General features: G+C 36.0%; 24 protein-coding genes. 5 read left to right on the top strand and 19 right to left on the bottom strand.

The features are described 5' to 3' along the window. Positions 1-75: 75 nt before the first annotated feature. The 3 genes from pnp to HXY53_08825 form a co-directional block, all read right to left on the bottom strand. Positions 76-2,172 (bottom strand): polyribonucleotide nucleotidyltransferase, encoded by a 2,097-nt coding sequence (pnp, locus tag HXY53_08835; protein ID NWF76651.1) that lies wholly within the window; start codon positions 2,170-2,172, stop codon positions 76-78. Then, entirely contained in the window at positions 2,172-2,441 is a 270-nt protein-coding gene (gene rpsO / locus HXY53_08830) for a 30S ribosomal protein S15 (protein NWF76650.1), read from the bottom strand. Before rpsO ends, pnp begins: the two co-directional genes overlap by 1 nt. Before the next feature lie 99 nt (positions 2,442-2,540). Next, positions 2,541-5,210, bottom strand: coding sequence for a pyruvate, phosphate dikinase (locus HXY53_08825; GenBank protein ID NWF76649.1), 2,670 nt, complete (start codon positions 5,208-5,210; stop codon positions 2,541-2,543). 161 nt (positions 5,211-5,371) lie between these two features. Here HXY53_08825 and HXY53_08820 point away from each other — a divergent pair, with 161 nt between their 5' ends. From HXY53_08820 to recR, 4 genes are all read left to right on the top strand, one after another. After that, positions 5,372-5,944, top strand: coding sequence for a TlpA family protein disulfide reductase (locus HXY53_08820; protein NWF76648.1), 573 nt, complete (start codon positions 5,372-5,374; stop codon positions 5,942-5,944). 11 nt (positions 5,945-5,955) lie between these two features. Then, positions 5,956-6,564 carry a peroxiredoxin gene (locus HXY53_08815; GenBank protein NWF76647.1) on the top strand — a complete coding sequence of 203 codons (609 nt, stop codon included), beginning with the start codon at positions 5,956-5,958 and terminating at the stop codon, positions 6,562-6,564. A gap of 64 nt (positions 6,565-6,628) precedes the next feature. Further along, positions 6,629-7,135, top strand: coding sequence for a TlpA family protein disulfide reductase (locus HXY53_08810; protein NWF76646.1), 507 nt, complete (start codon positions 6,629-6,631; stop codon positions 7,133-7,135). A 41-nt stretch (positions 7,136-7,176) separates the two neighbouring features. Further along, complete coding sequence (gene recR, locus HXY53_08805; protein ID NWF76645.1) at positions 7,177-7,764, top strand: recombination protein RecR; 588 nt, start codon at positions 7,177-7,179, stop codon at positions 7,762-7,764. A 3-nt stretch (positions 7,765-7,767) separates the two neighbouring features. On the opposite strand, the gene HXY53_08800 is transcribed toward recR, so the two are convergent. The 4 genes from HXY53_08800 to HXY53_08785 all read right to left on the bottom strand — a co-directional run bounded on the left by HXY53_08800 (position 7,768) and on the right by HXY53_08785 (position 11,691). Next, on the bottom strand, positions 7,768-8,715 hold the full coding sequence (locus HXY53_08800) for a DUF523 and DUF1722 domain-containing protein (GenBank protein NWF76644.1): 948 nt from the start codon (positions 8,713-8,715) through the stop codon (positions 7,768-7,770). A gap of 7 nt (positions 8,716-8,722) precedes the next feature. Further along, positions 8,723-10,039, bottom strand: a complete 1,317-nt coding sequence (locus HXY53_08795) for an amidohydrolase family protein (protein ID NWF76643.1) — start codon at positions 10,037-10,039, stop codon at positions 8,723-8,725. 91 nt (positions 10,040-10,130) lie between these two features. Further along, entirely contained in the window at positions 10,131-11,144 is a 1,014-nt protein-coding gene (locus tag HXY53_08790) for an aspartate-semialdehyde dehydrogenase (GenBank protein ID NWF76642.1), read from the bottom strand. Positions 11,145-11,490: 346 nt separating this feature from the next. Continuing rightward, positions 11,491-11,691: a hypothetical protein gene (locus tag HXY53_08785; protein ID NWF76641.1), complete on the bottom strand. Its 201-nt coding sequence runs from the start codon at positions 11,689-11,691 to the stop codon at positions 11,491-11,493. Between the two features lie 217 nt (positions 11,692-11,908). Here HXY53_08785 and ftsY point away from each other — a divergent pair, with 217 nt between their 5' ends. Beyond that, a complete protein-coding gene (ftsY, locus tag HXY53_08780) occupies positions 11,909-12,814 on the top strand; it encodes a signal recognition particle-docking protein FtsY (GenBank protein NWF76640.1) in 906 nt (301 codons plus the stop codon). Here the strand turns inward: ftsY and HXY53_08775 are convergent. The 12 genes from HXY53_08775 to fabD form a co-directional block, all read right to left on the bottom strand. Continuing rightward, positions 12,768-14,609 carry a PBP1A family penicillin-binding protein gene (locus HXY53_08775; GenBank protein NWF76639.1) on the bottom strand — a complete coding sequence of 614 codons (1,842 nt, stop codon included), beginning with the start codon at positions 14,607-14,609 and terminating at the stop codon, positions 12,768-12,770. The two genes, ftsY and HXY53_08775, sit on opposite strands and share 47 nt — an antisense overlap. 12 nt (positions 14,610-14,621) lie before the next feature. Beyond that, positions 14,622-15,140, bottom strand: a complete 519-nt coding sequence (locus HXY53_08770; protein NWF76638.1) for a HyaD/HybD family hydrogenase maturation endopeptidase — start codon at positions 15,138-15,140, stop codon at positions 14,622-14,624. Further along, complete coding sequence (locus HXY53_08765; protein NWF76637.1) at positions 15,137-16,699, bottom strand: nickel-dependent hydrogenase large subunit; 1,563 nt, start codon at positions 16,697-16,699, stop codon at positions 15,137-15,139. The genes HXY53_08770 and HXY53_08765 overlap by 4 nt, the downstream gene beginning before the upstream one ends. A gap of 14 nt (positions 16,700-16,713) precedes the next feature. Next, on the bottom strand, positions 16,714-17,718 hold the full coding sequence (locus HXY53_08760) for a hydrogenase small subunit (protein NWF76636.1): 1,005 nt from the start codon (positions 17,716-17,718) through the stop codon (positions 16,714-16,716). Positions 17,719-18,122: 404 nt separating this feature from the next. Beyond that, positions 18,123-18,953 (bottom strand): shikimate dehydrogenase, encoded by an 831-nt coding sequence (gene aroE / locus HXY53_08755; protein NWF76635.1) that lies wholly within the window; start codon positions 18,951-18,953, stop codon positions 18,123-18,125. Next, positions 18,950-19,660 (bottom strand): HAD family hydrolase, encoded by a 711-nt coding sequence (locus HXY53_08750; GenBank protein NWF76634.1) that lies wholly within the window; start codon positions 19,658-19,660, stop codon positions 18,950-18,952. The genes aroE and HXY53_08750 overlap by 4 nt, the downstream gene beginning before the upstream one ends. After that, the gene (locus tag HXY53_08745) at positions 19,657-20,658 is read right to left on the bottom strand and encodes a phosphotransferase (GenBank protein ID NWF76633.1); all 1,002 of its coding nucleotides are present in this window, start codon (positions 20,656-20,658) and stop codon (positions 19,657-19,659) included. Before HXY53_08745 ends, HXY53_08750 begins: the two co-directional genes overlap by 4 nt. 17 nt (positions 20,659-20,675) lie before the next feature. Next, the gene (locus HXY53_08740) at positions 20,676-21,335 is read right to left on the bottom strand and encodes a septal ring lytic transglycosylase RlpA family protein (protein NWF76632.1); all 660 of its coding nucleotides are present in this window, start codon (positions 21,333-21,335) and stop codon (positions 20,676-20,678) included. 14 nt (positions 21,336-21,349) lie between these two features. Next, positions 21,350-22,690: an ATP-dependent protease ATPase subunit HslU gene (gene hslU / locus HXY53_08735; GenBank protein ID NWF76631.1), complete on the bottom strand. Its 1,341-nt coding sequence runs from the start codon at positions 22,688-22,690 to the stop codon at positions 21,350-21,352. Continuing rightward, positions 22,683-23,231, bottom strand: coding sequence for an ATP-dependent protease subunit HslV (hslV, locus tag HXY53_08730; protein ID NWF76630.1), 549 nt, complete (start codon positions 23,229-23,231; stop codon positions 22,683-22,685). Before hslV ends, hslU begins: the two co-directional genes overlap by 8 nt. A 36-nt stretch (positions 23,232-23,267) precedes the next feature. After that, entirely contained in the window at positions 23,268-24,185 is a 918-nt protein-coding gene (xerC, locus tag HXY53_08725; protein ID NWF76629.1) for a tyrosine recombinase XerC, read from the bottom strand. Further along, positions 24,182-25,114 carry an ACP S-malonyltransferase gene (gene fabD / locus HXY53_08720; GenBank protein ID NWF76628.1) on the bottom strand — a complete coding sequence of 311 codons (933 nt, stop codon included), beginning with the start codon at positions 25,112-25,114 and terminating at the stop codon, positions 24,182-24,184. Before fabD ends, xerC begins: the two co-directional genes overlap by 4 nt. Positions 25,115-25,438 lie beyond the last annotated feature (324 nt).

The following is a 25,438-nucleotide window of genomic DNA, read 5'->3' as shown; positions in this document are numbered from 1 at the left end:
ACCCCCGAAATGAACCTAATAAAAATTAAAAAGGGATACACCTAATATATCCCCTTTTGTAATATTTATTATTTCTTATCTTCTTTTTATCTCGCTCTTTTCTCTCATGGCTTCTCTTCTTGAAAGACGTATTCTGCCCATCTTATCAATTTCAATAACTTTTACCAGTACTTCGTCTCCTTCGTGTATTTCATCAGTTACTTTTGCTATCCTTCTATCTGATATCTGCGATATATGTAATAAGCCTTCTGTTCCAGGCAGTATCTCTACAAAAGCACCAAAATCAACGATTCTCTTCACTTTTCCGAGATATATTCTCCCGAGTTCAGCTTCCGCTGTAATACTATTTATTATCTCAATTGCTTTTTTTGCAGATTCACCGTCAGGTGATGCAATATTTATAATACCGCTGTCCTCTATATCTATCTTTACTCCTGTCTGCTCAACAATCCCTCTTATAACCTTCCCCCCTGTTCCTATCACGTCGCGTATTTTGTCCTGTTTTATCTGCATAGTATAGATTCTCGGCGCATTTGGAGCAAGATTTTCTCTTGGTACACTAATTGTTTCCTTCATTTTTTCAAGTATAAAAAGTCTCCCCTGTCTTGCCTGCTCAAGAGCCTCTTCCATAATATTACGAGTTATTCCGCCTATCTTTGTATCAAGCTGGAAAGCAGTTATACCTTTTTCAGTCCCTGTTACCTTAAAGTCCATATCTCCAAGATGGTCTTCAAGTCCAAGTATGTCTGTAAGTATAACAACCTTTTCATTTTCTTTAATAAGACCCATTGCAATTCCGGCAACATGTGATTTTATTGGAACGCCTGCATCCATAAGTGCCAGGGAACCTCCACAAACTGTTGCCATCGAAGATGAGCCATTTGATTCAAGAATATCTGAAACAATCCTTATAGTATAGGGGAATGTTGGTTTTGGAGGGATAATAGCCTTGAGTGCTCTTTCAGCAAGCATACCATGCCCTATCTCTCGCCTTCCTGGAGATTTCAATGGTTTTACTTCTCCAACACTGAATGGAGGAAAATTATAATGCAGCATAAATGTTTTAAATGATTCACCATCGAGTGAATCTATCTTTTGTTCATCATCTGATGTTCCAAGGGTTACAACAGCAAGACACTGTGTTTCACCTCTGATAAACAAAGCTGACCCATGAGTTCTGGGGAGGATACCAACATCAGCACTTATCGGTCTTATGTCTTTATTTGTTCGGCCATCAACACGCCTGTTCTCATTTATTATCATACCTCTTACCAGTTCTCTTTCAATTTCATTGAATACTGCGGCAATATCAAGAGTTAGATCCTTCTCATCAGTATTTAATTGATCTATTACTTCTTTCAGTATTTCATCAAGGGATCGTTGCCTCTTGATCTTATCTGGTATGGTAATAGCAGATTTAATTTTATCAATAGCTATTTCATTCACAGCTTTTTTAAGTTCTTGATTTATTTCAGGTACTGCGATACTTCTTTTTTCTTTTCCTGCGTTAACTTGAAACTCTCTCTGAAGTTTGCATATATGTTTAATTTCCTCATGTGCAATATCCAAAGCCTCAATAAGATCTGCTTCTAATACTTCGAGAGCTTCACCTTCTACCATTACAACAGCGTCCTCGGTTCCTGCAACAATTAGATTTAAGTCACATTCCTCAACAACCCTCAAGTCGGGATTTATTACAAATGAACCTGCAACCCTTCCAATTCTAACTGCACCAACAGGTGTTTTAAACGGAATATCAGAAATTGTAAGAGCTGCGGACATACTTATAATACCAAGTATATCTGAGATATTCTCATCTCCATAAGAAAGGACACTTACAATACCCTGGGTTTCATGATAAAATCCTTTCGGGAATAATGGTCTAATAGGTCTATCAATTAGACGTGATGTAAGTATCTCCTTTTCACTTGGACGTCCTTCCCGTTTGAAAAAACCTCCGGGAATCTTTCCTGCTGAATATGCTTTTTCTTGATAATCTATAGTGAGAGGGATAAAATCGAGGCCTTCTTTTAATGTTGTATCTGCTACAGCAGTCGCAAGTACAACAGTATCACCATATTGGGCAATTATTGCCCCATCAGCTTGTTTTGCAATTTTTCCCGTCTCCAGAGTAAGTTTCTTGCCATGAATTTCTGTTTCAACTTTATACATTATTTTCTTATTTCCAAACGTTCTATTACCTTTTCATATCTTTCCTTATTTGATGATTTCAGGTAATCAAGTAGCCTCCTTCTTTGACTTACAAGTTTTAAAAGTCCCCTTCTTGAGTGATGATCTCTTTTATGGGTTTTGAAATGTTCGGTAAGATAATTTATTCTTTTACTCAATAATGCAATTTGCACTTCAGGTGAACCTGTATCATTTTCGTGTAACCTAAAGTCATTGATTATTGACTGTTTAGATGTCTTATCAATCGCCATCACTTCACCACCTTTCAAATTTTTCGTAAACTTAAAAATAACATAGAATTAACAAATCTGTAAATATACATTTTTTTAATAATTAATAATTAAAAAAATCTACACAGTAGATTTACATAAATCTTTTTTCATTTTCTCTTTCAGCACCGCTTGTGCAGCAGCAAGCTTTGCAATAGGAACCCTGAATGGTGAACAACTGACATAATCAAGTCCGACTTTATGACAGAATTCTACTGATTTTGGATCCCCACCATGTTCTCCGCATATTCCTATCTTCAAGCCTTTCTTGACTCTCCTTCCCTTTTCAACTGCTATCTTTATCATGAGTCCTATGCCTGACTGATCAAGTGTTATAAATGGGTCATTCTCCAATATGCCCTTCTCTACATAATACGGAAGGAATCTTCCTGCATCATCTCTTGAAAGGCCGAACCCTGTCTGTGTCAAATCATTTGTACCAAAAGAATAAAAGTCTGCCTGTGTGGCAATTTCATCTGCTGTTAAGGCAGCTCTCGGAAGTTCTATCATGGTACCTATTGTATATTTAACTTTAGTGTTATATTCTTTCTGAACTTTTTCAGCAATTCTTACCGTAAGTTCCCGCATAAATTTGAGCTCATTGACGTGTCCTACGAGTGGAATCATAATTTCCGGTATTACATTTATTTTCTGCTTTGCTAATTCGCATGTAGCCTCCATTATTGCCCTTACCTGCATTTCATAAATCTCAGGATATGTTATACCAAGCCTGCAACCTCTATGCCCGAGCATCGGGTTGAATTCATGTAATGCCTTGTTTCTTGCTTTCAGTTTTTCAAAGGGCACTTCCATTGATACAGAGAGGGCTTTTAATTCTTCATCAGTATGTGGAAGGAATTCATGAAGTGGTGGGTCAAGAAGACGTATAGTTACAGGCAAACCTTTCATTACTTTAAAGATTTCTATAAAGTCTGACTTCTGCATAGGCAACAATTTTACAAGTGCCCTTTCCCGTCCTTCAATATCATCTGCGAGTATCATTTCTCGCATGGCACTTACCCTTTCAGGAGCAAAAAACATGTGTTCTGTCCTGCATAAGCCTATGCCTTCAGCACCAAATTTCCTTGCAACTTCAGAATCATGAGGATTGTCTGCATTTGTTCTTACTCCAAGTTTCCTGAATTCATCTACCCATTGCATAAACTTTCCAAAATCACCTGTGAGCTCAGGCACTACCAGAGAAGCCTCTCCAAGTATAACCTCACCTGTTGTCCCATTCAGTGTTATATAATCATTTTCTTTGATAACAAGATCATTTACAGTAAAATATCTTTGTATCTCATTAATATTTATTGCGCCACAACCCACAACACAGCATTTTCCCATTCCTCGTGCCACGACAGCAGCATGTGAAGTCATTCCTCCTCTTGCTGTAAGAATTCCTTGAGCAGCATTCATTCCTCCAATATCTTCTGGCGATGTCTCCGTTCTTACAAGAATAACCTTTTCGCCTTTGTCTGCTGCCTTTTCAGCATCTTCTGCTGTAAATACAACTTTTCCGACTGCAGCCCCTGGTGATGCTGGAAGACCTTTGGCAATTACCCTAACCTGAGCCTTAGGGTCTATCATGGGATGAAGTAATTGATCGAGTTGTTGTGGATCTATTCTCATTAAAGCGGTCTTTTTGTCGATTAACTTCTCTTTAACCATGCTTATTGCAATCTTAAGGGCAGCAGCAGCGGTTCTCTTGCCTATTCTTGTTTGTAACATATATAGTTTCCCTTCCTGAATTGTAAATTCTATATCAAGCATATCACGGTAATGCTTCTCAAGTTTCTGGTAAATTCTGTTAAGTTCTTTAAAAGCTTCAGGAAGTCTTTTCTTTAATTCTTCTATTCTGAGGGGAGTCCTTATTCCTGCTACAACATCCTCTCCTTGAGCATTTATCAAACACTCTGCAAAAAATCTTTTCTCACCTGTTGATGGGTCTCTTGTAAAACCAACTCCAGTACCTGAATTCTCTCCAAGATTACCAAAAACCATTGATTGAATATTGCACGCTGTACCAAGATCATCAGGGATATCATTCAGACGTCTATATTTAACAGCCCTGTCCCCAAACCATGAATTAAATACTGCACTAATTGCTTTATTAAGTTGTTCCATTGGGTCTGTTGGAAAATCTTCTCCAGTTCCTCTTTTATATATAATCTTGTATTCTTCAATAAGTTCTTTAAGATCCTCTGCTGTCAGTTCAGTATCAAGATGAACTCCTTTTCTTTCCTTTAAACCTTCAAGTGTTTTTTCGAATCTCTGCCTGTCAAGTCCCATAACAATACTACCAAACATTGTAATAAGTCTTCTGTAAGCATCATATACGAACCGTTCATTACCAGTCTTTTTAATCAATGCGTTCATCGTTATATCATTAAGCCCAAGATTTAATACAGTATCCATCATACCAGGCATAGAAAATTTTGCACCTGATCTTACTGAAACAAGAAGAGGGTTAGAAGAGTCACCAAATCTCATTCCCATTACTTTCTCTACCTTCTTCAAGTTATCAATAACCTGTTTCCACATTCCTGGAGGATATTTTTTCCCGGCTTTAAAGTACTCATTACATGCTTCAGTTGTAATAGTGAAACCAGCAGGGACTGGAATCTTCAAATTTGTCATTTCAGCCAATCCTGCTCCTTTCCCTCCTAAAAGATCTTTCATAGTCCCTCTGCCATCAGCTCTGCCGTTACCGAAGAAGTATACGTATTTTTTGACTTTCCTTTTAGTCATAAAAATACCCTCCAAAAGAATTTTTTAATTTATAGAATACCTTAGAGTTACAATTAATTCAACATGTTACATATTATTTGTATTATTTTCTTGACAAAGGATATCGCTTAACAGAGAATATAATTAATAAATAAAATTATTTAAAAATGTGGAGGAATTTAATGAGAAAATATATTGTTTTTAAAATTGCACTTTTTTCAGTTTTATTAATTTTCTATCAAAACATTAATGCTGCTGAATATCCTGCTAAGGATGATAAATTCCCTGATATAACAATTTGTGCACCACAGAATCAAAACGAAAAAGACTACCTTGGTCTTGCAACAATAACACCTTTCAGACTTTCTCAGATAAAAACTGAAGTTTTAATTGTTGAGATTTTCAGCATGTATTGTCCTTATTGTCAGAAAGAGGCACCTGCTGTTAATGAATTGTACACAATTATAAAACAAAGGCCTGACATCAAAGACAGGATAAAGATTATTGGAATAGGTGCAGGCAATACACCTTTTGAGGTAGATTTTTTCAGAGATAAATACAATGTTCCATTTCCACTTTTTGCAGACGAATCTTTTTCTATTCATAAGACGATTGGGGAAGTAAGAACACCATATTTCTTTGTATTGAAGATAAAACAGGATGGTTCTAATAAAGTTATCTTCTCCAGAGTAGGAAGTATTCAAGATCCTAAAGAATTTTTGGATCTTATTATTAAAGAAACTGGTTTAAATTAGGAGGCATAACAATGCTAAATAAAAGAATATTTTATTCTATTTCACAATTAATAATTATATCGTTATTCTTGTCAGTAAACAGTGCCTATAGTGCTTCAGAACAGTTTAAAGGCAAGATCTATAATCCAGGGGTATTGAAATCAACTGATAGCAAAACAAAACTCAAAATCGGTGATAGGGCACCTGATTTCACCCTTCCTTCTTTGACAGGAGAAAAAATAAGACTCAGTCAGTATCTCGGGAAGAGGAATGTTGTTATTTCTTTTGTGCCGGCAGCATGGACTCCTGTATGTTCAGATCAATGGCCTGGTTATAATATTGCACAATCTCTTTTTGAAAAAAATGATGCTATATTACTCGGTATCACAGTTGACAATATACCTACACTTTACGCATGGACAAATGAAATGGGAGGCTTATGGTTTCCTGTGCTTTCAGACTTCTGGCCTCATGGTGCGGTAGCAAAAAAATATGGGATACTACGGTCAGATGGAGTCACTGAAAGAGCACTTTTTATTATTGATAAAAAAGGTATTATACGTTACATAGATATACATGATATTAATAAGAGACCAAAGCTTGAAATTCTTATCAAAGAGCTTGAGAAACTTGGGAAATGATAAAAAAAAATTTTTTTTAATCTCTATTTTAATTTGTTCTTTTATTTATAATTCTGAAAATTCATTGTATGCAGATGGTATTAGTTCAGATATAAAATTTAGTATTCCTGATCTTGTATTTAACAGCCCTGTTCCAAAAGAGACATTGCAATATCTTGGAATTTCAAGTAATAAAAAAATATCTCTTACGAATATGAAAGGATCTCTGATTATTATCGAAGTTTTCAGTACATATTGTACGAGCTGCCCCAGAAATGTACCTGTGATTAACAGTGTTTATTCAGCTATTGAAAAAGACCCCTCTTTAAAGGGGCGCGTAAAAGTTATCGGAATTGCTGTTGGTAATAATGTAAAAGAAACAGATATATACAGAAAGGAATATCGGGTTTTATTCCCTGTTTTTACTGATTACGAGTTTCTGAATCATAAAGCCCTTGGCAGTCCAAGAGTGCCATATACACTTTTTATAAAACGTGATGTGAGTAGAAAAAATATGGTAGTTTATACACATCAGGGTATTTTTGAAGACAATATGGATATTATTCTTAAGATTAAAGAATTCGTCCATTAATATACTGCAAAATCAAAATAAATTATAATAGATAAATTTAAATGGAAATTATAGAAAACCTTATATTGCAACTTACAAAACTCCCTGGGATTGGAATAAAAACTGCTCAGAGACTCGCTTTTTTTATTCTTAATATGCCTGAGGAAGATGCAAAAGGAATTTCAGAAGCAATTAAAGAAGTTAAAGATAAAGCACGTTTTTGCAAAGAATGCTTTAATATTACAAAAGATGAAGTTTGCAGTATATGTAAAAATAGCTCAAGAGACAGGAGAAAAATTTGTGTAGTAGAAGAACCAAGTAATATAATTGTTATTGAGAGAGCAAAATGTTTTAATGGTCTTTACCACGTTCTTTTCGGTTCAATTTCACCTATTGATGGTATAACGCCTGATAAACTCAAAATTCACGAACTAATATCAAGGGTTCAAAGAGATTCAATACAAGAAATTATTATAGCTACCAATCCGAACACTAAAGGTGAAATGACCGCTCAATATATACGCGAGATGCTAAAATCTTTTCCAGTGAAGGTAACACGCATTGCTTATGGTCTTCCCATAGGTGGAGATATTGAATTTGCTGACGAGGTAACCCTTAGCAAGGCAATCGAAGGAAGAAAAGAAATTTAATAATCATGAATGGTTTCTTAACATAAGCTCTACGGGATGTGGATTTAGATAATATTGACTCTTTAAATAAGGCTCATCAAACTTTTTCACATAATGTTTAACAAGAACCATAGGTACTATTAAAGGCACAAAACCTTTGTGATATTGTTCGATAATTTCAAGCAATTCCTGTTTATCGTCTCTCGATAGTTTATCTTTCAGATAACCAACTATATGTAGCAAAACATTTGTATTTTTCTTTACAGTAGCCATCAGTTTGAGTCCCTCCATTAGAATCTTTATATATTCTGAATATAGTAAGTTACTGCTATATTTCTTTGCATGTGCAATTATTTTTCCGAGAGCACTATAATGTTTTGGACTGTGTGATAATATAAGGAGTTTAAGTTCAGTATGGAATGATATCATGTCACTGATTTTTTTGGGCCGGGAGGTAAATTCTTTCCATTTTTTAAAAACAAATACTCTCTCGATAAAATTTTCTCTCAAAGCAGGGTCATGCAATCTTCCTTCGTCAATTACAGGTAATAGAGGAAATTTACGAATAAATGCCCCACCGAATATACCAGAACCTTTTCTATTCGGAATTCCGGAATGGGTATAAACAGTCACTCCACCTATTCCAGAACTGGGAGATCTGCTTTTGAAAATAAATCCACACAGGTCTTCTTTCTCAATCTCTTTCAATTTGCTTTCTGTCCATTTAAGCATGCCATCTGTATGGTCAATACCTGTTTTTATAGTTATTAGACGTGGCGATTCTGGGTCTCCTATTAGGCGCATAGATTCCCGTGGGATAGGCAGTCCATATTCGACTTCAGGACATACTGGCAACCATTCAAAATATTTACCAAGAGTATCAGTTATATAGCGGTCAAGTTTGTGCCCTCCGTCATATCTTACATTCTTTCCAAGCAGACAACTGCTGATTCCTATTTTTATCTTCTCCATCTTTAATCTATTTTCCTTTTATCTTCTCTGCCCATTTTTCAGCTTTATAGAGTATTTCAGATTCATCCACTGTTGTAATCTTACCGTTGTTAACAACCCACTTTCCATTTACCATCACCCTCTGAACATCAGAAGCTCTCATTGCATATACAATATGCGAGTAAATATCATAAATTGGAACCATATGAGGTTTATGAATAGTAGCAATAACGAGATCTGCTATCTTTCCGATTTCAAGACTTCCAATAGATTTTCCAAGGCCTAAAACTTCAGCACCCCAACGAGTTGCCATACACAGCACATGTCTTGCATCCATAACAGTCGGGTCTTTTGAAACTGCTTTATGCAGCTTTGCAGCAGTCGACATTTCACTAAAAATATTTAGATCATTATTACTTGCAGCACTGTCTGTTCCGAACGTAACTTTTACTCCAGCATTTAGCATTTTGGTAACAGGAGCGATTCCAGAAGCAAGTTTGAGGTTACTTTCGACACAATGTGAAACCCCGACTTTTCTTTCAGCAAGTATTTCTATTTCCCTTTCAGTCAACCAGATACAATGTGCAGCAATTACCCTTTCATCGAGAAACCCAAGACTATTAAGATATTCGACAGGTTTCATCCGAAATCTTTTCTGAATTTCATTTACCTCTGTTTTTGTCTCTGATAGATGTATATGTATGGGTGTATCATAAGCATCGGCAATTTTACGCGCACGTTTCAGGGTATCCGATCCACACGTATAAAGAGCATGAGGAGCAATACAAGGAGTTATATACTCATCACCTTTCCAGTTCTTTATGAATGACTCTGCATTCGTAAAATATTCATCTGAATTCTGTGCTGTTTTGCTTGGAAAATCCAGTATTCCTGAACCTAAAACAGCCCTCATACCAATTTTTTTAGTAACCATTCCTGCAGCGTCTTCATAAAAATACATATCATTATATGTTGTAATTCCACCTTTGAGCATTTCGACGCATGCAAGTTCAACCGCATCCGCAATAAAATCAGGGCTTAACCATTTATTTTCAGCTGGCCAGATATGATTTTCAAGCCAGATCTTCAAAGGTAAATCATCAGCTATTCCTCTGAAATAGACCATAGCTGCGTGTGTATGAGTATTAATCAATCCTGGGAATATAACAGTGCTTTTTGTTTTGATAACATTTGACGATGAATATTTTTGAAATATGTTCTGAAATGTCCCGATATCTATAATCTTTTTTCCATTTACTCCAATAGCACCATCTTTGATAATACTTAGCTTCATATCCATTGGTAGGACATAATCAGCACCTATAATGTAATCAATCTTTTGCATAATCTATTCAAAGGTTGTCATTCCTGCCCTATCAAATAAGGGATAAATCCAGCAGGAATTAAGAAAAACAGACTACTTGAAGGCCTATAGATCAAACCATTTCTAAAAGTTTCTCTGCTATTTGAACCGCATTTAGAGCTGCACCTTTCCTCAGATTGTCTGCGACTATCCACATATTAATTCCATTTTCTATTGACTCATCCTCTCTGATCCTGCCGACATAGGTTTCATCTTTTCCAGCAACATCGAGCGGAATCGGATAAATGTTTTTATCAGGGGCATCATATAAGATTACTCCTGGTGCTTTTGATAGAATCGCTCTTACTTCATTCACTGACAATTTAGAATCTGTTTCTATATTCACTGACTCTGAATGCCCTCTGAATACAGGCACCCTCACGGTTGTTGCAGTCACTCTTATAGAATTATCTCCCATAATTTTTCTTGTCTCGTTAACCATTTTCATTTCTTCTTTTGTATATCCATTCTCAAGAAATTTATCAATGTGAGGAAGCACATTGAATGCAATCTGATAAGGATAAACGTTACATATTACTTCTCTGAAATTCATAAGATCCGTTGTCTGCCGCAGGAGCTCATCTATTGCTTTTTGTCCAGTTCCAGATACAGCCTGAAAAGTCGTCACAACAACTCGTTTAATTTTTGATACGTCATGAATTGGTTTTAATACAACCACCATCTGTATAGTTGAACAATTTGGATTAGCAATAATTCCTTTATGCCATTTTAAATCATGTGGATTAACTTCAGGAACTACAAGCGGGACTTCAGGATCCATTCTCCACTGACTGGAATTATCTATCACAACACAACCTGATTGAGCAGCTACAGGTGCCCATATTTTCGACCTTTCAGCACCTGCCGAAAACAAAGCGATATCTATTCCTTTAAAAGAATTTTCTTTAAGGGTTTCAACTGGAATCTCTTTTTTCCAAAACTGCATTTTTTTACCTTCAGAACGTTCAGAGGCAAAAAGTCTTATCTCAGCTATCGGAAATTTTCTTTCTTCAAGTGTTTTAACCATCTCATTTCCGACAGCTCCTGTTGCTCCAACTACTGCAACTACATATCTATCTTTTTTCATCAACATCGATAAAACCCCTCCATTCAAAAAATTTAAATTGACATATTTTAATCTATATATACCTTTTAGGGCAAAAAATAAGATATCCACACATGTTCGACCAAAAATCAATTAAAATGCTGATAAAAGCTTCTATTCGTTTTATCATTGTTATGCATCCACATTTTCAATTTTCTCTTTTCAAATTTAACAATATAGTGCTTGATATTGAACATTATTGACTCTATGCAAAAGATTAAAAAGTTAACACCTTATCTGCCTCTTTGACTGATTCATAAAGGTCGTTCATATATCCGATAGGACAAACTTTTGTTTCCACAAGACCGTGGGCCTTCATGCATACACCTCAGACATACATATTGCCTTTAAACTTGTCAATCTGTTCCTTCACATTGAACTGCTCGCTATTGATCTGCTCAAAAAGAACCCCTTTCCCAAGCATAAATACGTTTACTTCATCACCTTTTTCAACGGATATATTGGCTAAACGCATAGCATTGTAAACTGTTTCGGCATCATCTGAAGAAATAATAAAAAGAATGTTCACTCGCATTTCCTCCTTTCCTATTCAAAAGTTTTTTGTGATAAAATGAATTTTTTCGAAGATTGTTTTCTTAAATAATAAATGGGACAAGCTTAAATTACCTTTTTATGGATATATTAATATTTTAATAAATTGTCAGAGATTATTCACTATGAGGGAGTAGTAATTGATTATTTTCTTTTAGAACATTTAAAATTATGACTTAAATAGAGGAGATACAATGGGATTTTTTAATAAACTAAAAGAGAGTTTAACAAAGACAAGAAAGACACTCGTTGAAAAAGTCGAGGCTATTCTTACTGGCAGAAAGATTGATGAAAAAACTCTCGAAGAACTCGAGGAAGCATTGATTGCTGCTGATGTTGGTATTAAAGCTACTTCAGAAATAATTTCGTCTATACGTGAAAAATCAAAAAAAGGTGAGGCAAATGATTTAATATCTGTAAAGGATCTTATGAAGCAAGAGATGATAACAATTCTTGATCATCCACAGCCAATTTCAGTTAACAGAAGCAAACCTTTTATAATCCTCGCTATAGGCGTAAATGGTGTAGGAAAAACAACTACAATAGGAAAGCTTGCAAGCAGATTTCGTAGACAAGGGCTTTCTGTTTTGCTTGCAGCCGGTGATACTTTTAGAGCTGCTGGTATAGAACAGCTTGAAATATGGGCAAAAAGGGCAGAAACACAATTAGTAAAACATCAAAAAGGTTCAGACCCATCTGCAGTTGTTTTCGATGCTGTTGCGGCTGCAAAAAGCCGGAATATAGATGTTGTTATTATAGATACTGCTGGAAGACTTCATACTAAAATAAATCTTATGGAAGAATTGAAAAAGATCAAAAGAACAATAGAGAAAGCTTTGCCAGATGCTCCTCAGGAAATACTTCTCGTAATTGACGCTACAACAGGACAGAACGCTTTGCAACAGGCAAAACTCTTCAACGAAGCTATAGGTGTTACAGGTATAGCTTTAACTAAACTTGATGGGACAGCAAAAGGCGGGATTATTTTTGCTATTAAAAAAGAACTCGGAATTCCTGTAAAGCTCATCGGTGTGGGCGAGGGAATAGATGACCTCAGGGATTTTGAGCCACGAGAGTTTGTTGATGCACTTTTTTCATAAAATCAATCCATATAGGTAAAGCAGCCCTTGATCCTGTCTCTTTTGATCCTATTGGTTTATGATTATCTCTCCCAACCCATACCCCTACTGCTATTCTGTCATCAAACCCAATAAACCATGCATCTGTATATTCATTTGTAGTTCCTGTCTTTCCATATACCGGGAATTTTAATTCTTTTGCCTTATAAGCAGTACCCTCATCAACAACAGCCTTAAGAAGTATTTTCATTTCTTCAACCTTATCTTCAGTTAATAATTGTTCCATGGAAATTTGATTCTCGGCAATAAGCACCCCATCTCTATTGAAGAGTCTTTCATAAAAAATCGGATTTAAACGATGACCTGTAGCAAAAGTTGCATAAGCATATACCATATCTATAAGAGTAACGTCTGATGCTCCAAGTGCAATTGGTAAATATGGTTCTAGCTTACTAGTTATTCCACATCTTTTAGCGTTTTTAATAATTTCTTCGACACCAACTTCAGAGGCAAGTCTAACTGTTGCAGCGTTTAGAGATTTTGCAAGAGCAGTTCTTAAAGTTACTGCTCCGTGGTATTTTCCATCATAGTTCTCTGGAGACCAGACTTGACCTGCTTTTGCACCAGGAAAAGATATAGGCGCGTCCTGGATTAAATCATTTGACCTCATACCTTTTTCGATCGCTGTGAGATAAACAAATGGTTTGAAAGCTGAGCCTGGTTGTCTGAGTGCATGAGTTGCTCTGTTGAATTGGTTCCTCCAGAAATCAATTCCACCAACCATTGCCTTAATATGTCCAGTTCTTATATCAACTGCAATAAGTGCTGCCTCGACTGGTGGTTTAACCCGTTTTTGTATATTTAAGACTCCTTCTATTACTGCTTTTTCAGCGATTTCCTGCATTCTTGAATCAATAGTTGAATATATCTTGTATCCTGATGTGTAAAGACTATTTCCTATTTTAGATTCGAGTTGCTGCCTGAGTATCTCAATAAAATATGGTGCATCATATTTTCTGAAATGAGCTGTTGAAGGGATAAGGTCATTCTGAGCCTCTATAAATTGAGCTTCAGTAATAAAATTATTTTTCAACATCTGTTTGAGAACAAAATCTCTTCTCTCTTTTGCTTTATTTAGATTTTTGAATGGTGAGTATACTGAAGGTGCTTTCGGAATAGAGGCAAGCAGTGCCGCCTCTGAAATAGTTAGAGCATTTGTAGATTTTCCGAAATAAGTTTGAGCTGCGGCCTCTATTCCATAAGCCCTTGTCCCAAAATACGCCTGATTCAGATACATACCAAGTATTTCATCTTTTGTATATCGCTGTTCGATTTTTATTGAAAGCGCTGCCTCTTTTATTTTTCTTTTTATGCTCTTATCTGGCTTCAGGAATAGCATCCTTGCAAGCTGCTGCGTAATCGTACTTCCACCCTCTACAATTTCTCCAGATTTAATATCATGCCATAGTGCCCTCAAAATTCCAATAAAGTCAATACCTGGATGCATATAAAAACGGACGTCCTCTACCGATATAAATGCCTTTTTCACATGATCGGGAATCTTATAATAAGGAATGTAAGTCCTTCTTTCGATATAAAGTTCTGCAATGACCATACCATCACTGGAATATACAATCGACGATTCAAGAGGAGTGTATTCTTCAAGCAATCTTATATTTGGAAGATCCGAGATAGTCCAGAATATAAAACCACCGATAGACCCTATCAGGATAGAAATGACAATAAAAACTGCTATTATTTTGTTATAAAATGCTGTTTTTTCTGCTTTCCTAATTTCGTCATCAAGCCGTGACATTTATTGATTATATTATGACACAGCCTTTTTTATCTCTTCCATCACCAATTCAATGATTCTGGGGATCTTTGCTTTTACCTCTGGAGATAAGTCCATGCTCATCTCAAAGGACTTTGGCTCGACACCGATAACGGTCGTCTGGGGCGTCTTTCCTATCAATCCTGATAAGTCTATTACCTCTAAAATACCTATTTGATGAACAGATGTTTTGAAACCTTTTGGAACATTTTTTATTTCATTAATATCAAATCTATAAATAGATCCAGGATCTGCTCCTCCTTTTACAGCATCAATAACAATTAAATGGTCAGCCTCTGTAATTATGTTTAAAAGTCGGAATCCGTCTGTGCCACCTTCTATTACAGACACTCCAGAGGGCATTTTCATCTTCATAAGTTCATTTGCTATATGAACACCTACACCTTCATCTGAAAGCAGGATATTACCAATTCCAAGTATTACAATTTTTTTGGGGGAGACAGCGTCTCCCCCAATGGTTTCTTGCTGCGAAGCTTTTGATAAGTGGTTCATTCTATGATGAATTTCTTAATCTCATTTGTTTGAGGATCAATTATATGTATTGCACAAGCAAGACATGGATCAAATGAACGAATAACACGAACAACATTAATTGGATTATCAGGGTCAGGCACAGGAACTCCAATGAGAGACTCTTCATACTGTCCGCGTATCTCATTTTCACATCGTGGTGAAGCATTCCATGTTGATGGAACAACAGCCTGATAGTTTTCTATCTTCTTATTCTTAATTTTTATCCAGTGGCCAAGCGCACCTCGCGGAGCTTCATAGAATCCTGCGCCCATTCCAGCCTCTGGAGGATTCCAATGGTTGGTATCATGAATTTTGAATCCAGGCTTTGTCATTTCTATAAGTAATTGATCTAACCAATGATAACAGGCATCAACTACCAATTTTGTCTCAATAGCACGTGCTGCATGACGTGCCACTGCACCGGGTTTTGCTCCTTTTTTAACAAGACCTATGATGTCAGGATTTTTTGCTACAAGCATCCTTGCTAAAGGTCCAACTTCCATGGGTTTACCATTGTAACGGGGTGCCTTGATAAAACTATAAGCGCCCTTTTTATCGAGATCGAACACCTGTTCACCATTATATGGATGAACTGGTTTATTGTTTTTATACCATCCATATTTTACTGATTCAGTTATCTTATCAGGATCAAATTTATCTATCTTAATCTCAGCCGGATTCATCCCGACAATAACACCAGCAGGGAAGACAAGTTCCTTCCCGTTTGGTTCCTTTTCAAACGCCCCATAGGAGAGATAATTATAATGACCTCCACCTACACCCATCTCTGCAAGCTTCCATAAAGGACCAGTTCCAAACAGTAACACATCGGGAATGTATACCTCGTTAACAAACTTGGCTTGTTCATCGAGCATAGTTCGAAATCTGGCTACCTGATTTACATCAGGATAAGAAGTAACACCACCTACAACAATATTCTGGTAATGAGGTGTTCTTCCACCCCATATAGCACCCATATTTCTGGCTTTTGCATTCATTTTCAGGGCATCTATGTAATGTTTTACTGCCATGATCACCAGCTCAGGGTCATTTACACAAAATTCATCTGGTTCATACCTTGGTGTTAGAGGATAAGTATCATTGGATTTTACCAGAGAGAGGATTTTATCTTTTACAGCAAGAAGTTCTTTATCATTTCCTTTATATTCTGCAATAGCCATGATATCAATATAATCAAGAGCACTTAATTGATAGAAATGAATTAAATGGTCATAAATGTATTCTGCACCCATAACGAGATTTCTGATTAATGTTCCTCCCCATGGAACTTCGGCTCCGAATGCAGCATCTAAAGCACGTGCAGAAGCCATCTGGTGAACACTATAACAAACGCCGCAAAAACGACTTGTTATATATGATGCATCCCGTGGATCTTTACCTGTCAACATTGCTTCAAATCCACGTGCCATTGTACCACTACTCCAGGCATTTTTCACTTTACCATTTTCAATTTCTACTTCTATCTTCAAATGACCTTCTATTCTTGTTATTGGATCGATAGTAATTTTCTTTGCCATTATAATCACCTCCTTTAACTGTTCTTTTTATCAGTTAAATTTGATTCTCTCATAGCCCAGAACCGTTTTGAAGTTTCACTTTCAGCAGTATATAATGGCGTCATTTCAGCATAAAAACCTGGCTCAGCACATCCCATACAAACTCCTCCACAATCGATACAGAAACTTATACCATCATTCCACCTGCGGACAGCACAGTCAGATGTTGTCATGGGGCCTTTACATCCCTTTTCGAACATACACCAGTCTTTCTGATTTGGATCATTCCAGTCTCTAAGAAACCTTCCTGCATCAAAATGCGCACGACGTCTGCAATTATCATGTATTGTTTCTTTGAAGTACATCACAGGTCTTCCGATTTTATCCAGTTCCGGGACCTTCCCCGTTGTAAGGAAATACAGAATTGTTCCGGCCAGATGATCAGGATGAACAGGGCAAGTCGGAAGATTAATAACAGTTTTTCCTGGCAACGCCTTATTTAATCCTACACCTTTTGTTGGGGTAGCAGCCGGTATCCCGCCATATGTTGCACAGGCACCTACTGCAATAACTGCTGCTGCTTTTTTAGCAGTTTCTTCAAGTATTACTCGAAAAGCCTTTCCGCCTATCATGCAGAATCTATCATCTGCTGATGGCACTGAACCTTCAACGATCAATACATATCCGCCTTTTTCTACTGTCTCATGAAGAACCTTTTCAGAGATATCTCCTGATGCTGCCATTACTGTTTCATGATACCTGAGAGATATTTTATCAAGAATTATAGAAGATGCAGGTGGATAAAGAATTTGTGAAAATGCGATGGTACACCCCGCGCAGTCCTGTCCCTCTAACCATAAAACTGGCGGCTTTTTGGAGGAAGTCTCCATTGCATGCACAACTTTAGAAGTAAATTCCAGTTCTGATATACCGAATAAAGCAGCTGTCGCAGCGCAATATTTCAAGAAATCCCTTCTACTCACACCACGAATTTCAAAAATACTATTTAGATTTTTACTAAAACGAACCAACTCATTCATTTGTCACCTCCATAAATCCTTGAACTTTTACTCGGAAAAGGGAATACTTAATTATTTTTTAATATTCCCTCATCACCTCCTCTATCCGTGCCTATCTGCTGAACAGACAGGACAATTTAAAGGTTTATAACAGTTAATAATAATTCACCTATCTATTTAACATTTATCAAAAAAAACTTTCCATTGTCAAATTATTTTTTTAATTAGAATAATGTATATGTTGTGAGAAGATTTATTTTTCGATACCATAGTGCACTTTTAACTGATGGTCTCATGAATATTTCTATTCATTGAACATACACCCCCCTTTAATTCCCCCCTTGGCAAGGGGGGACAAAGGGGGGTGTATCGAGTTAAAGAAATTTTCGAGCAATATCTGCATTATTTGGGTTAAAGAGATTTATCTACCTAATAGCAGCCAGTAAAGACGAGCGCATTACTGCTATATCAGGTTTTTTGCCTGTCCATATTTCAAAAGAAAGGGCTCCCTGCCAGATGAGCATTTCCGATCCATCGAGGGTCAAACATCCTTTTTCAGTAGCTTTTTGGATTAAGGGTGTCTTTTTATATATGAGATCATATACTATCTGATCCTTTCTTAAAAGACCGATATCGAGAGGTAATGGATCGTTACCTTTCAAACCTAATGGAGTTGTATTTATTATCATATGATATTTTTTAATATCTGTAACATCTTCAAGCGAAATAACATTTTTATTTTTATTAAACCTATTCAAGTCTTTGACGAGATTTTCAACCTTATACTGAGTTCTTCCAGAAATTGCAAGTGATTTTGCTTTCTGACTGATATAGTAACCTATAGCACGCGCTGCGCCTCCTGCCCCTATTATAAGTATGTCCTTTCCTTCAAGTGAAATATTTTTTTCTGTTAGTGATTGTATGAATCCTATGCCGTCTGTGTTGTATCCTGTTAATTTGCCGTTTGTATTTACAATTGTATTAACAGCACCGATAATAGAAGCTTCTTCTTTAATCTCGTCAAGAAGCGGCATTACTTTTTCCTTATGAGGTATAGTAATATTGACTCCTCGTAAATTAAGGGCTCTTATTGATTTCACAGCATAAGGAAGGTCATCAGGAAGGACAAGAAAAGGGACATAACAATAATCAAGCCCGAGATTTTCAAATGCCGCATTATGCATTACAGGGGACAATGTATGTTCGATAGGATAACCAAAAATTCCAGTAATCTTGGTATGGCCTGTTATCTTCATTTTTCTATCTCGTTGAGGATTCCAATAAGTTCTGAATAATGATAAAAACATCTATCTGGGTATAAACCATTATATTCTCTGTATTCCGATCCGAAAAGAATAAATCTCATACCTGCATTTTTTGCTCCTTTAAGATCCTTCATAGGATTGTCTCCTATATAAATTGACTCCTCAGATTTAACTCCAAATTTTTCCATAGCATAAGTGAACAATCTTATATCAGGCTTCTTAAATCCCATTTTCGATGACAAAATCTTTGTATTAAATAACTGATCGATACCAAGCACTGACATTTCTGGCTCTGCAAATATCCACTGTGCATCAGAAATTATGGCTATCTTATATTTTTTAGCAATAGTATTAATAACATCATAGGATCCATCAAAAACTGAAAAATGTTTAAGCGTAAGAGCCCTGAAAAATAAAGCAATATTTGTCACAAAATACTTTGGACATTTTTTTCTTCCATATCCCTGAAGAATACTAAAGAAGATTTTATATACATCAACTTCAGGATATTTTTCTTTGCTGTTCTGCATATCTTTCTGAATAAGTGCAAAATAGGATTTCTTTAGTTCATCAGGTGGGATATTAAAAGAATAATATGATAGATATCTTGAAAGTGTTTCATAAACAGAATCATCATATTCGTCAGTCCTGATATCAATTAACGTTCCATAAAGATCAAAAAAAATAGCTTTTATCATCTTAATTTAAGCCCCCATCTTAAACACTCCATGGCTTCAAAAGCAAGTCTTTTCCTGTAGTTCCAATCAAGATAATTGTTTCTTGCTATTCTTAATTCTGTTAGTGCCATATAAAATGGGTTTCTGAAAGTAATTTCTCTGAATGCTCTCGCAACATTCTTAAAGTGACTTGAATAAGATTTAAGAAAATGGCTGATAAATGGTTCTGAAGCATATGAATTACCTGTTCTCCACATAAATGCATGTTTTAATTCACCACATACCATACCAACATCGAACACAGAATCAGAATGTCTCATCCTCTCGAGGTCTATTGCTACAACATTTCCACTTTCCATAAATATAAAATTTGTTGGCGTCGCATCACCATGTATAATGACACTTTTCACATTTTGAAGTAATCCTCTATTAATCCATTTATCCATAAATTTTAGATATAACAATCTGTCACCTTTAGAAATTACTGTTTGGATATATAGTTTATTTAATATCTTTTGAAAATATGTAATTACTGAATCCAGATCTACGTTACAATTCATAGAAGTTTTTCTGTGGAATTCATGAAGAAATTTTGCAAGTCTCGAAAGCTTATCTTTTAAAACATCTTTTTTGTTTTCAAATACTGCTTTTTTCAGGTAATAATCAAGGTCTTTTCCTGAAATAAATTCCTCTGTTAGGGCAAGACCTATTTTCTCTTCTCTATTAATTGGACGCACAACATAAAGAGGATATTTATCGAAACCATAGCTCCTTATCTTTATTAGATTATCGAATTCAGCCTTTTTCCTGAGAAGTCTGTCTTGCTGAGGATCATTTAATCGAAAAAATTTACCTATTATTGAGATTCGGGACTTCTCTTCTGTATATTTGTAAACTCTCTTTGAAGACATTTTGTCTACATGAATAATAGGGCTTTTTACGTCTGGATATATCTGCTCAAGAAGTATATCATAGAGGGGGTCATAACTGTTTAATGTTCCAAGGTATTGAGTAGCCATAAAGAATTTCACCAGTTCTATATTTTTTCTTCATAACCTGTAATCAAAACAGGATAACCCTCATCTGCAAGAGTATTTGCAAGAGAATATATATTTTTCCGTGAGCTGAATTTTCCTATCCTAACTCTGTAAAAATTCTTCCCTTCAATCTCTGCTTCTGTAATATATACTTTGTTATATTTCATCTCAAGGGCTTTCTTCAATCTAATGGCATTCGAAATTTCTATAAAAGACCCTATCTGCAAAGTAAAAGGACCTTCTCTGGCAACATCCTTAACTTCTCTTATATATGAATCATCTCTTCCTGAATAATCGATTCTTACTTTTCCAACACCGTCTTGTATTAGACCTATTTCTTTTGCTACAGCATATGAGAGATCAATATCTCTTCCTTCAACAAAGGGCCCCCTGTCATTCACAATACAATATGCTTTCTTATTCGTGGAGATATTTGTAATCACAAGTTTGGTGCCAAAAGGATAACTTCTATGTGCACATGTCATAGCATACATGTTAAAAATTTCTCCTGAAGAAGTCGGTTTGCCGTGAAACTCTGTTCCATACCAGGAGGCAACAGCATAACCGCTGTCCGGATATTTTTCATAGCGCACAGAGGCACAGGAAGTTATATGAACAATAAGACTAATAAGAATTAACAGACAAATATAATGTTTCAATAAAAATTTCTCTTCTAAAGAATATACCTGCTCAAATCCTCGTCTTTGACGATTTCATTCAACTTATCTCTTACATACTTTTTGTCTATTACGAGCTTACCATTCTTTTTTTCAGGTGCTTCAAAGGAGATATCTTCAAGGAGTTTTTCAAGAACTGTATGAAGTCTTCTTGCCCCAATATTCTCTGTCTTCTCATTAACATGTGCTGCTATACCTGCTATTTCATCTATAGAATCTTCTGTAAAATCTAATGTTACATCCTCTGTAGAGAGCAAAGCTGTATATTGTTTGATTAAAGCATTGTAAGGTTCAGTCAAAATTTTAATGAATTCCTCTTTCCCAAGAGCATCTAATTCAACCCTTATTGGAAAACGCCCCTGTAATTCAGGTATAAGATCAGATGGCTTTGACATGTGAAAAGCCCCTGCAGCAATAAATAGAATATGTTCTGTTTTTACTGGTCCGTGTTTAGTTGTTACAGTTGTTCCTTCAACAATTGGCAATAGATCTCTCTGCACACCTTCACGTGAAACATCAGGTCCGTGTGAATATCCTCTGCTTGCAATCTTGTCTATTTCATCTATGAACACAATACCTGTCTGCTCAACTCTCTCAATTGCTTCTTTTGTTACCTTGTCAATATCAATAAGTTTGTTCGCCTCTTCATTCTGTAATATTGACAGCGCTTCACTAATTTTTACTTTCTTTCTTTTTGCCCTCTCTGGCAGAAAGTTTCCGAGCATTTCTTTTAGATTAATTTCGAGGTCTTCAAGCCCGACATTTGAAACTACACCAAAGGGTATCATCTTCTCCTTTACTTCTATGTCAACGTATCTGTTGTCAAGCTTTCCTTCCCTGAGTTGTGCTCTGAGTCTCTCCCTTGTCTCTCTGTGTTTCTCTCTTTCCTCTTCTTCTATTCCTGTTCCCCTTAAAGTTTTTGGTTGGGGCAGTAGCAGATCGAGAAGACGTTCTTCTGCAAGAGCTTTTGCTTTTTCTTGAACTTTTTCAACATGTTCTGTTTTGACCATGTTTATAGATATTTCTGTAAGATCTCTTATCATCGATTCAACATCTCTTCCAACGTACCCCACCTCGGTGAACTTCGACGCTTCAACTTTTACGAATGGGGCATTCGCTAATCTTGAAAGTCTCCGTGCAATTTCTGTCTTACCAACACCAGTAGGGCCTATCATAATTATATTCTTAGGTAATACTTCATCTCGCAATTCAGGTGAAAGTCTTTGTCTGCGCCACCTGTTCCTCATAGCAATTGCTACTGCTTTCTTAGCCTTGTGCTGCCCTATTATATATTTATCAAGTTCTTCAACAATTTTTTTAGGTGTAATGTTATCCATTAATCTCCTCTATTGCAATATTTTCATTTGTATATATACAAATATCTGAAGTTATCTTCATTGCTTTTTCTATAATTTCCTTTGCCGATAGTTCAGTATTTTCGATAAGCGCTCTTGCCGCTGCCTGTGCATAAGGTCCTCCTGAACCAATAGCTGCAATTCCGTTTTCAGGTTCTATTACATCCCCTGTGCCTGAGATAATAAATATGTGTTCATTATCAGCAACAACAAGCATAGCCTCAAGCCTTCTCAATATCTTGTCTGTTCTCCAATCTTTTGCGAGCTCTACAGCAGCTTTTGTTATATTTCCACGATAAGTTTCAAGTTTAACTTCAAACTTTTCAAACAAAGTAAAAGCATCGGCAGTTGCACCAGAAAATCCAGCAAGAATCTTGTCTCCAAACATCTTTCTGATTTTCCTGGCATTCTTTTTTAATACAGTATTCCCCATTGTAACCTGTCCATCACCTCCGATAGCAACCCTTTCATTACGCTTTACACAGAGTATAGTTGTACCCTTCAATTTGTTTTGTTCATTCATTTTTGTAATCTCTTCACTTTCATTTTTACTTTTAGCTTATCCCTGACTTCCTTTCTTCTGAACTATTGGTGTAAAAGCCTTTTTTTCTCCTGCAAGTGGATGTGACTTATCATAAACATCCATCAAATGAGTAATATCTAAATGAGTATATCTCTGTGTTGTCGAGAGAGAAGAATGACCCAAAAGTTCTTGAATAACTCTAAGGTCAGCACCTCCTTGTAAAAGATGACTTGCAAAAGAGTGTCTAAAAGTATGGGGACTAACCTTTTCATTAAATCCTAAAGTTCGTGCATATTTAACTACTATACGTCTCACACTTCGGTCTGTCAACCTACTTCCAAGTCTATTCAAAAATAAAGCCCTGTCTTTGCTTTTAAATAACATTCTTTCAACAAGATAAGTTTTTACAGCATCAATCGCCTTTGACCCAATTGGAACAATACGTTCTTTTCTACCCTTACCGCGTATTTTTATCAGGGCATCTTTCAAATGAATATCATCAGTATTGAGTCCTGAAAGTTCACTCACTCTAAGACCACTTGAATAAAGAAGTTCTAAAATTGCTCTGTCTCTTGCTGGCAGAAAACCTATCCCTTCAGGTTTCTCTACAAGTGCAAATACATCATCAACTGATAAAAACCGTGGTAAAAGTTTTGCAGTCCTGATATGTGACACAAGTTTTGCAGGATTGAATGTGACAAATCTTTCCCTGTATAAATATGAAAAAAATGATCTGATACTGGAAAGACGCCTGCTCACAGTTGTTTTATTCAGACCCTTCCTAATCTGTTCTGCAATAAAACCCCTTATATCGACCATATCGATTTCTTCTGGTTTAGTTTTTACATATTCAAATAATTCTTCAAGGTCTTTTTTATAAGCCCTCAGTGTATGTGTTGATACACCTTTTTCGATTTCAAGATATCTTATAAACTGATCAATGTATTTATTCATAATTTTATCTGCGAATTTATGATTTCAATCCCCTTCATATCTTCGACATTAAATATTTTTACATCATTTACTATTCTCCTGATAAGTCCTGATAGAACTTTTCCAGGACCCACTTCGATAAATGTATCCACTCCTGAATCTTTCATCAGCCGCACTGAATCCTCCCAGAGTACCGGACTGCCAAGCTGTTGTATGAGTGATTTCTTTATATCTTCTGCATCCTCTATAAAATTCGCATCTTTATTGCTGATAAAATGAATTGTTGGCCTTTTAAATTTTATTGTATCAAGAATTTCAGAAAGTTGCCTGGATGCCGTTTCCATTAATTTACAATGAGAAGGGACACTCACTGTTAAGGGCACTGCCCTTTTGGCACCAGCCTCTTTACATAAATTTATAGCTTCTTCTACTGCATCTTTTTCACCTGAAATCACAATCTGTCCAGGACAGTTATAATTCGCAGGATAAGCATATCCTGACTTCAAAGATAGGCATATTTCATCAACTTTGTTTCTTTCTAAACCAAGTATAGCAGCCATAAGTCCTTTACCTTCAGGGACAGCTTCTTGCATAAATATACCACGTTTTTCTGTAATTTTAAGTGCATCTGAAAATAATAAAACATCTGCTGCAACCAGAGCAGAGTACTCACCGAGACTGTGTCCAGCAACGATTGAGGGATTTATTCCTTTTGATATTAAAATTCTGTGAATTGCAATACTCAGAGTTAATATACATGGTTGTGTCCTGTAAGTCTTATTCAGTTCTTCTTCCGGACCTCTAAAGGATAAATCAGCAACATTATACTGTAAAACTTCTGATGCTTCCTGATATGTCGTTCTAACTATATTAAAGGCCTCATAAATTTCTCTGCCCATTCCAACATATTGTGATCCCTGACCTGGAAAAACAAAGGCAATTTTCATTATTTTAAAATCTCCTCCGCTTGCCATTCTGAAGCAAATCTGTAGCGAAACTGTAAACGACAAATCTTCAACCTTTTTATTCTCTGATATAAGGGCATAAGACAAAAAACGTGCAACCCACTGAAGGTATGTTCGCTCAGTGCTGTAAGAATAATGCTTCAATCCGCCATTTCGTTTTTTATTCATAATATCATAAAAAACGAAATAGTGAAAATATTATTCAAATGGAATTACATATTATAGTTGTTAAAGCTGGACATAGACGAGATGTATACAAATAAGACACATAACAAGTCACTACCTTTAGATAAATAAAAGTCAAGCTTC

It is taken from the genome of Nitrospirota bacterium, from assembly GCA_013388455.1.
GTDB lineage: Bacteria > Nitrospirota > Thermodesulfovibrionia > Thermodesulfovibrionales > SM23-35 > JACAFF01.
Note: the sequence above shows the minus strand (reverse complement) of the source record. Positions and strands in the feature narration are given on the sequence as shown.

What these genes read in the sequence shown, in the direction of transcription:
- pnp (NWF76651.1), bottom strand. Translation starts at nt 2,172, where the DNA reads ATGTATAAAGTTGAAACAGAAATTCATGGCAAGAAACTTACTCTGGAG.
- rpsO (NWF76650.1), bottom strand. Translation starts at nt 2,441, where the DNA reads ATGGCGATTGATAAGACATCTAAACAGTCAATAATCAATGACTTTAGG.
- HXY53_08825 (NWF76649.1), bottom strand. Translation starts at nt 5,210, where the DNA reads ATGACTAAAAGGAAAGTCAAAAAATACGTATACTTCTTCGGTAACGGC.
- HXY53_08820 (NWF76648.1), top strand. Translation starts at nt 5,372, where the DNA reads ATGAGAAAATATATTGTTTTTAAAATTGCACTTTTTTCAGTTTTATTA.
- HXY53_08815 (NWF76647.1), top strand. Translation starts at nt 5,956, where the DNA reads ATGCTAAATAAAAGAATATTTTATTCTATTTCACAATTAATAATTATA.
- recR (NWF76645.1), top strand. Translation starts at nt 7,177, where the DNA reads ATGGAAATTATAGAAAACCTTATATTGCAACTTACAAAACTCCCTGGG.
- HXY53_08800 (NWF76644.1), bottom strand. Translation starts at nt 8,715, where the DNA reads ATGGAGAAGATAAAAATAGGAATCAGCAGTTGTCTGCTTGGAAAGAAT.
- HXY53_08795 (NWF76643.1), bottom strand. Translation starts at nt 10,039, where the DNA reads ATGCAAAAGATTGATTACATTATAGGTGCTGATTATGTCCTACCAATG.
- HXY53_08790 (NWF76642.1), bottom strand. Translation starts at nt 11,144, where the DNA reads ATGAAAAAAGATAGATATGTAGTTGCAGTAGTTGGAGCAACAGGAGCT.
- ftsY (NWF76640.1), top strand. Translation starts at nt 11,909, where the DNA reads ATGGGATTTTTTAATAAACTAAAAGAGAGTTTAACAAAGACAAGAAAG.
- HXY53_08775 (NWF76639.1), bottom strand. Translation starts at nt 14,609, where the DNA reads ATGTCACGGCTTGATGACGAAATTAGGAAAGCAGAAAAAACAGCATTT.
- HXY53_08770 (NWF76638.1), bottom strand. Translation starts at nt 15,140, where the DNA reads ATGAACCACTTATCAAAAGCTTCGCAGCAAGAAACCATTGGGGGAGAC.
- HXY53_08765 (NWF76637.1), bottom strand. Translation starts at nt 16,699, where the DNA reads ATGGCAAAGAAAATTACTATCGATCCAATAACAAGAATAGAAGGTCAT.
- HXY53_08760 (NWF76636.1), bottom strand. Translation starts at nt 17,718, where the DNA reads ATGAATGAGTTGGTTCGTTTTAGTAAAAATCTAAATAGTATTTTTGAA.
- aroE (NWF76635.1), bottom strand. Translation starts at nt 18,953, where the DNA reads ATGAAGATAACAGGCCATACCAAGATTACTGGAATTTTTGGTTATCCT.
- HXY53_08750 (NWF76634.1), bottom strand. Translation starts at nt 19,660, where the DNA reads ATGATAAAAGCTATTTTTTTTGATCTTTATGGAACGTTAATTGATATC.
- HXY53_08745 (NWF76633.1), bottom strand. Translation starts at nt 20,658, where the DNA reads ATGGCTACTCAATACCTTGGAACATTAAACAGTTATGACCCCCTCTAT.
- hslU (NWF76631.1), bottom strand. Translation starts at nt 22,690, where the DNA reads ATGGATAACATTACACCTAAAAAAATTGTTGAAGAACTTGATAAATAT.
- hslV (NWF76630.1), bottom strand. Translation starts at nt 23,231, where the DNA reads ATGAATGAACAAAACAAATTGAAGGGTACAACTATACTCTGTGTAAAG.
- xerC (NWF76629.1), bottom strand. Translation starts at nt 24,185, where the DNA reads ATGAATAAATACATTGATCAGTTTATAAGATATCTTGAAATCGAAAAA.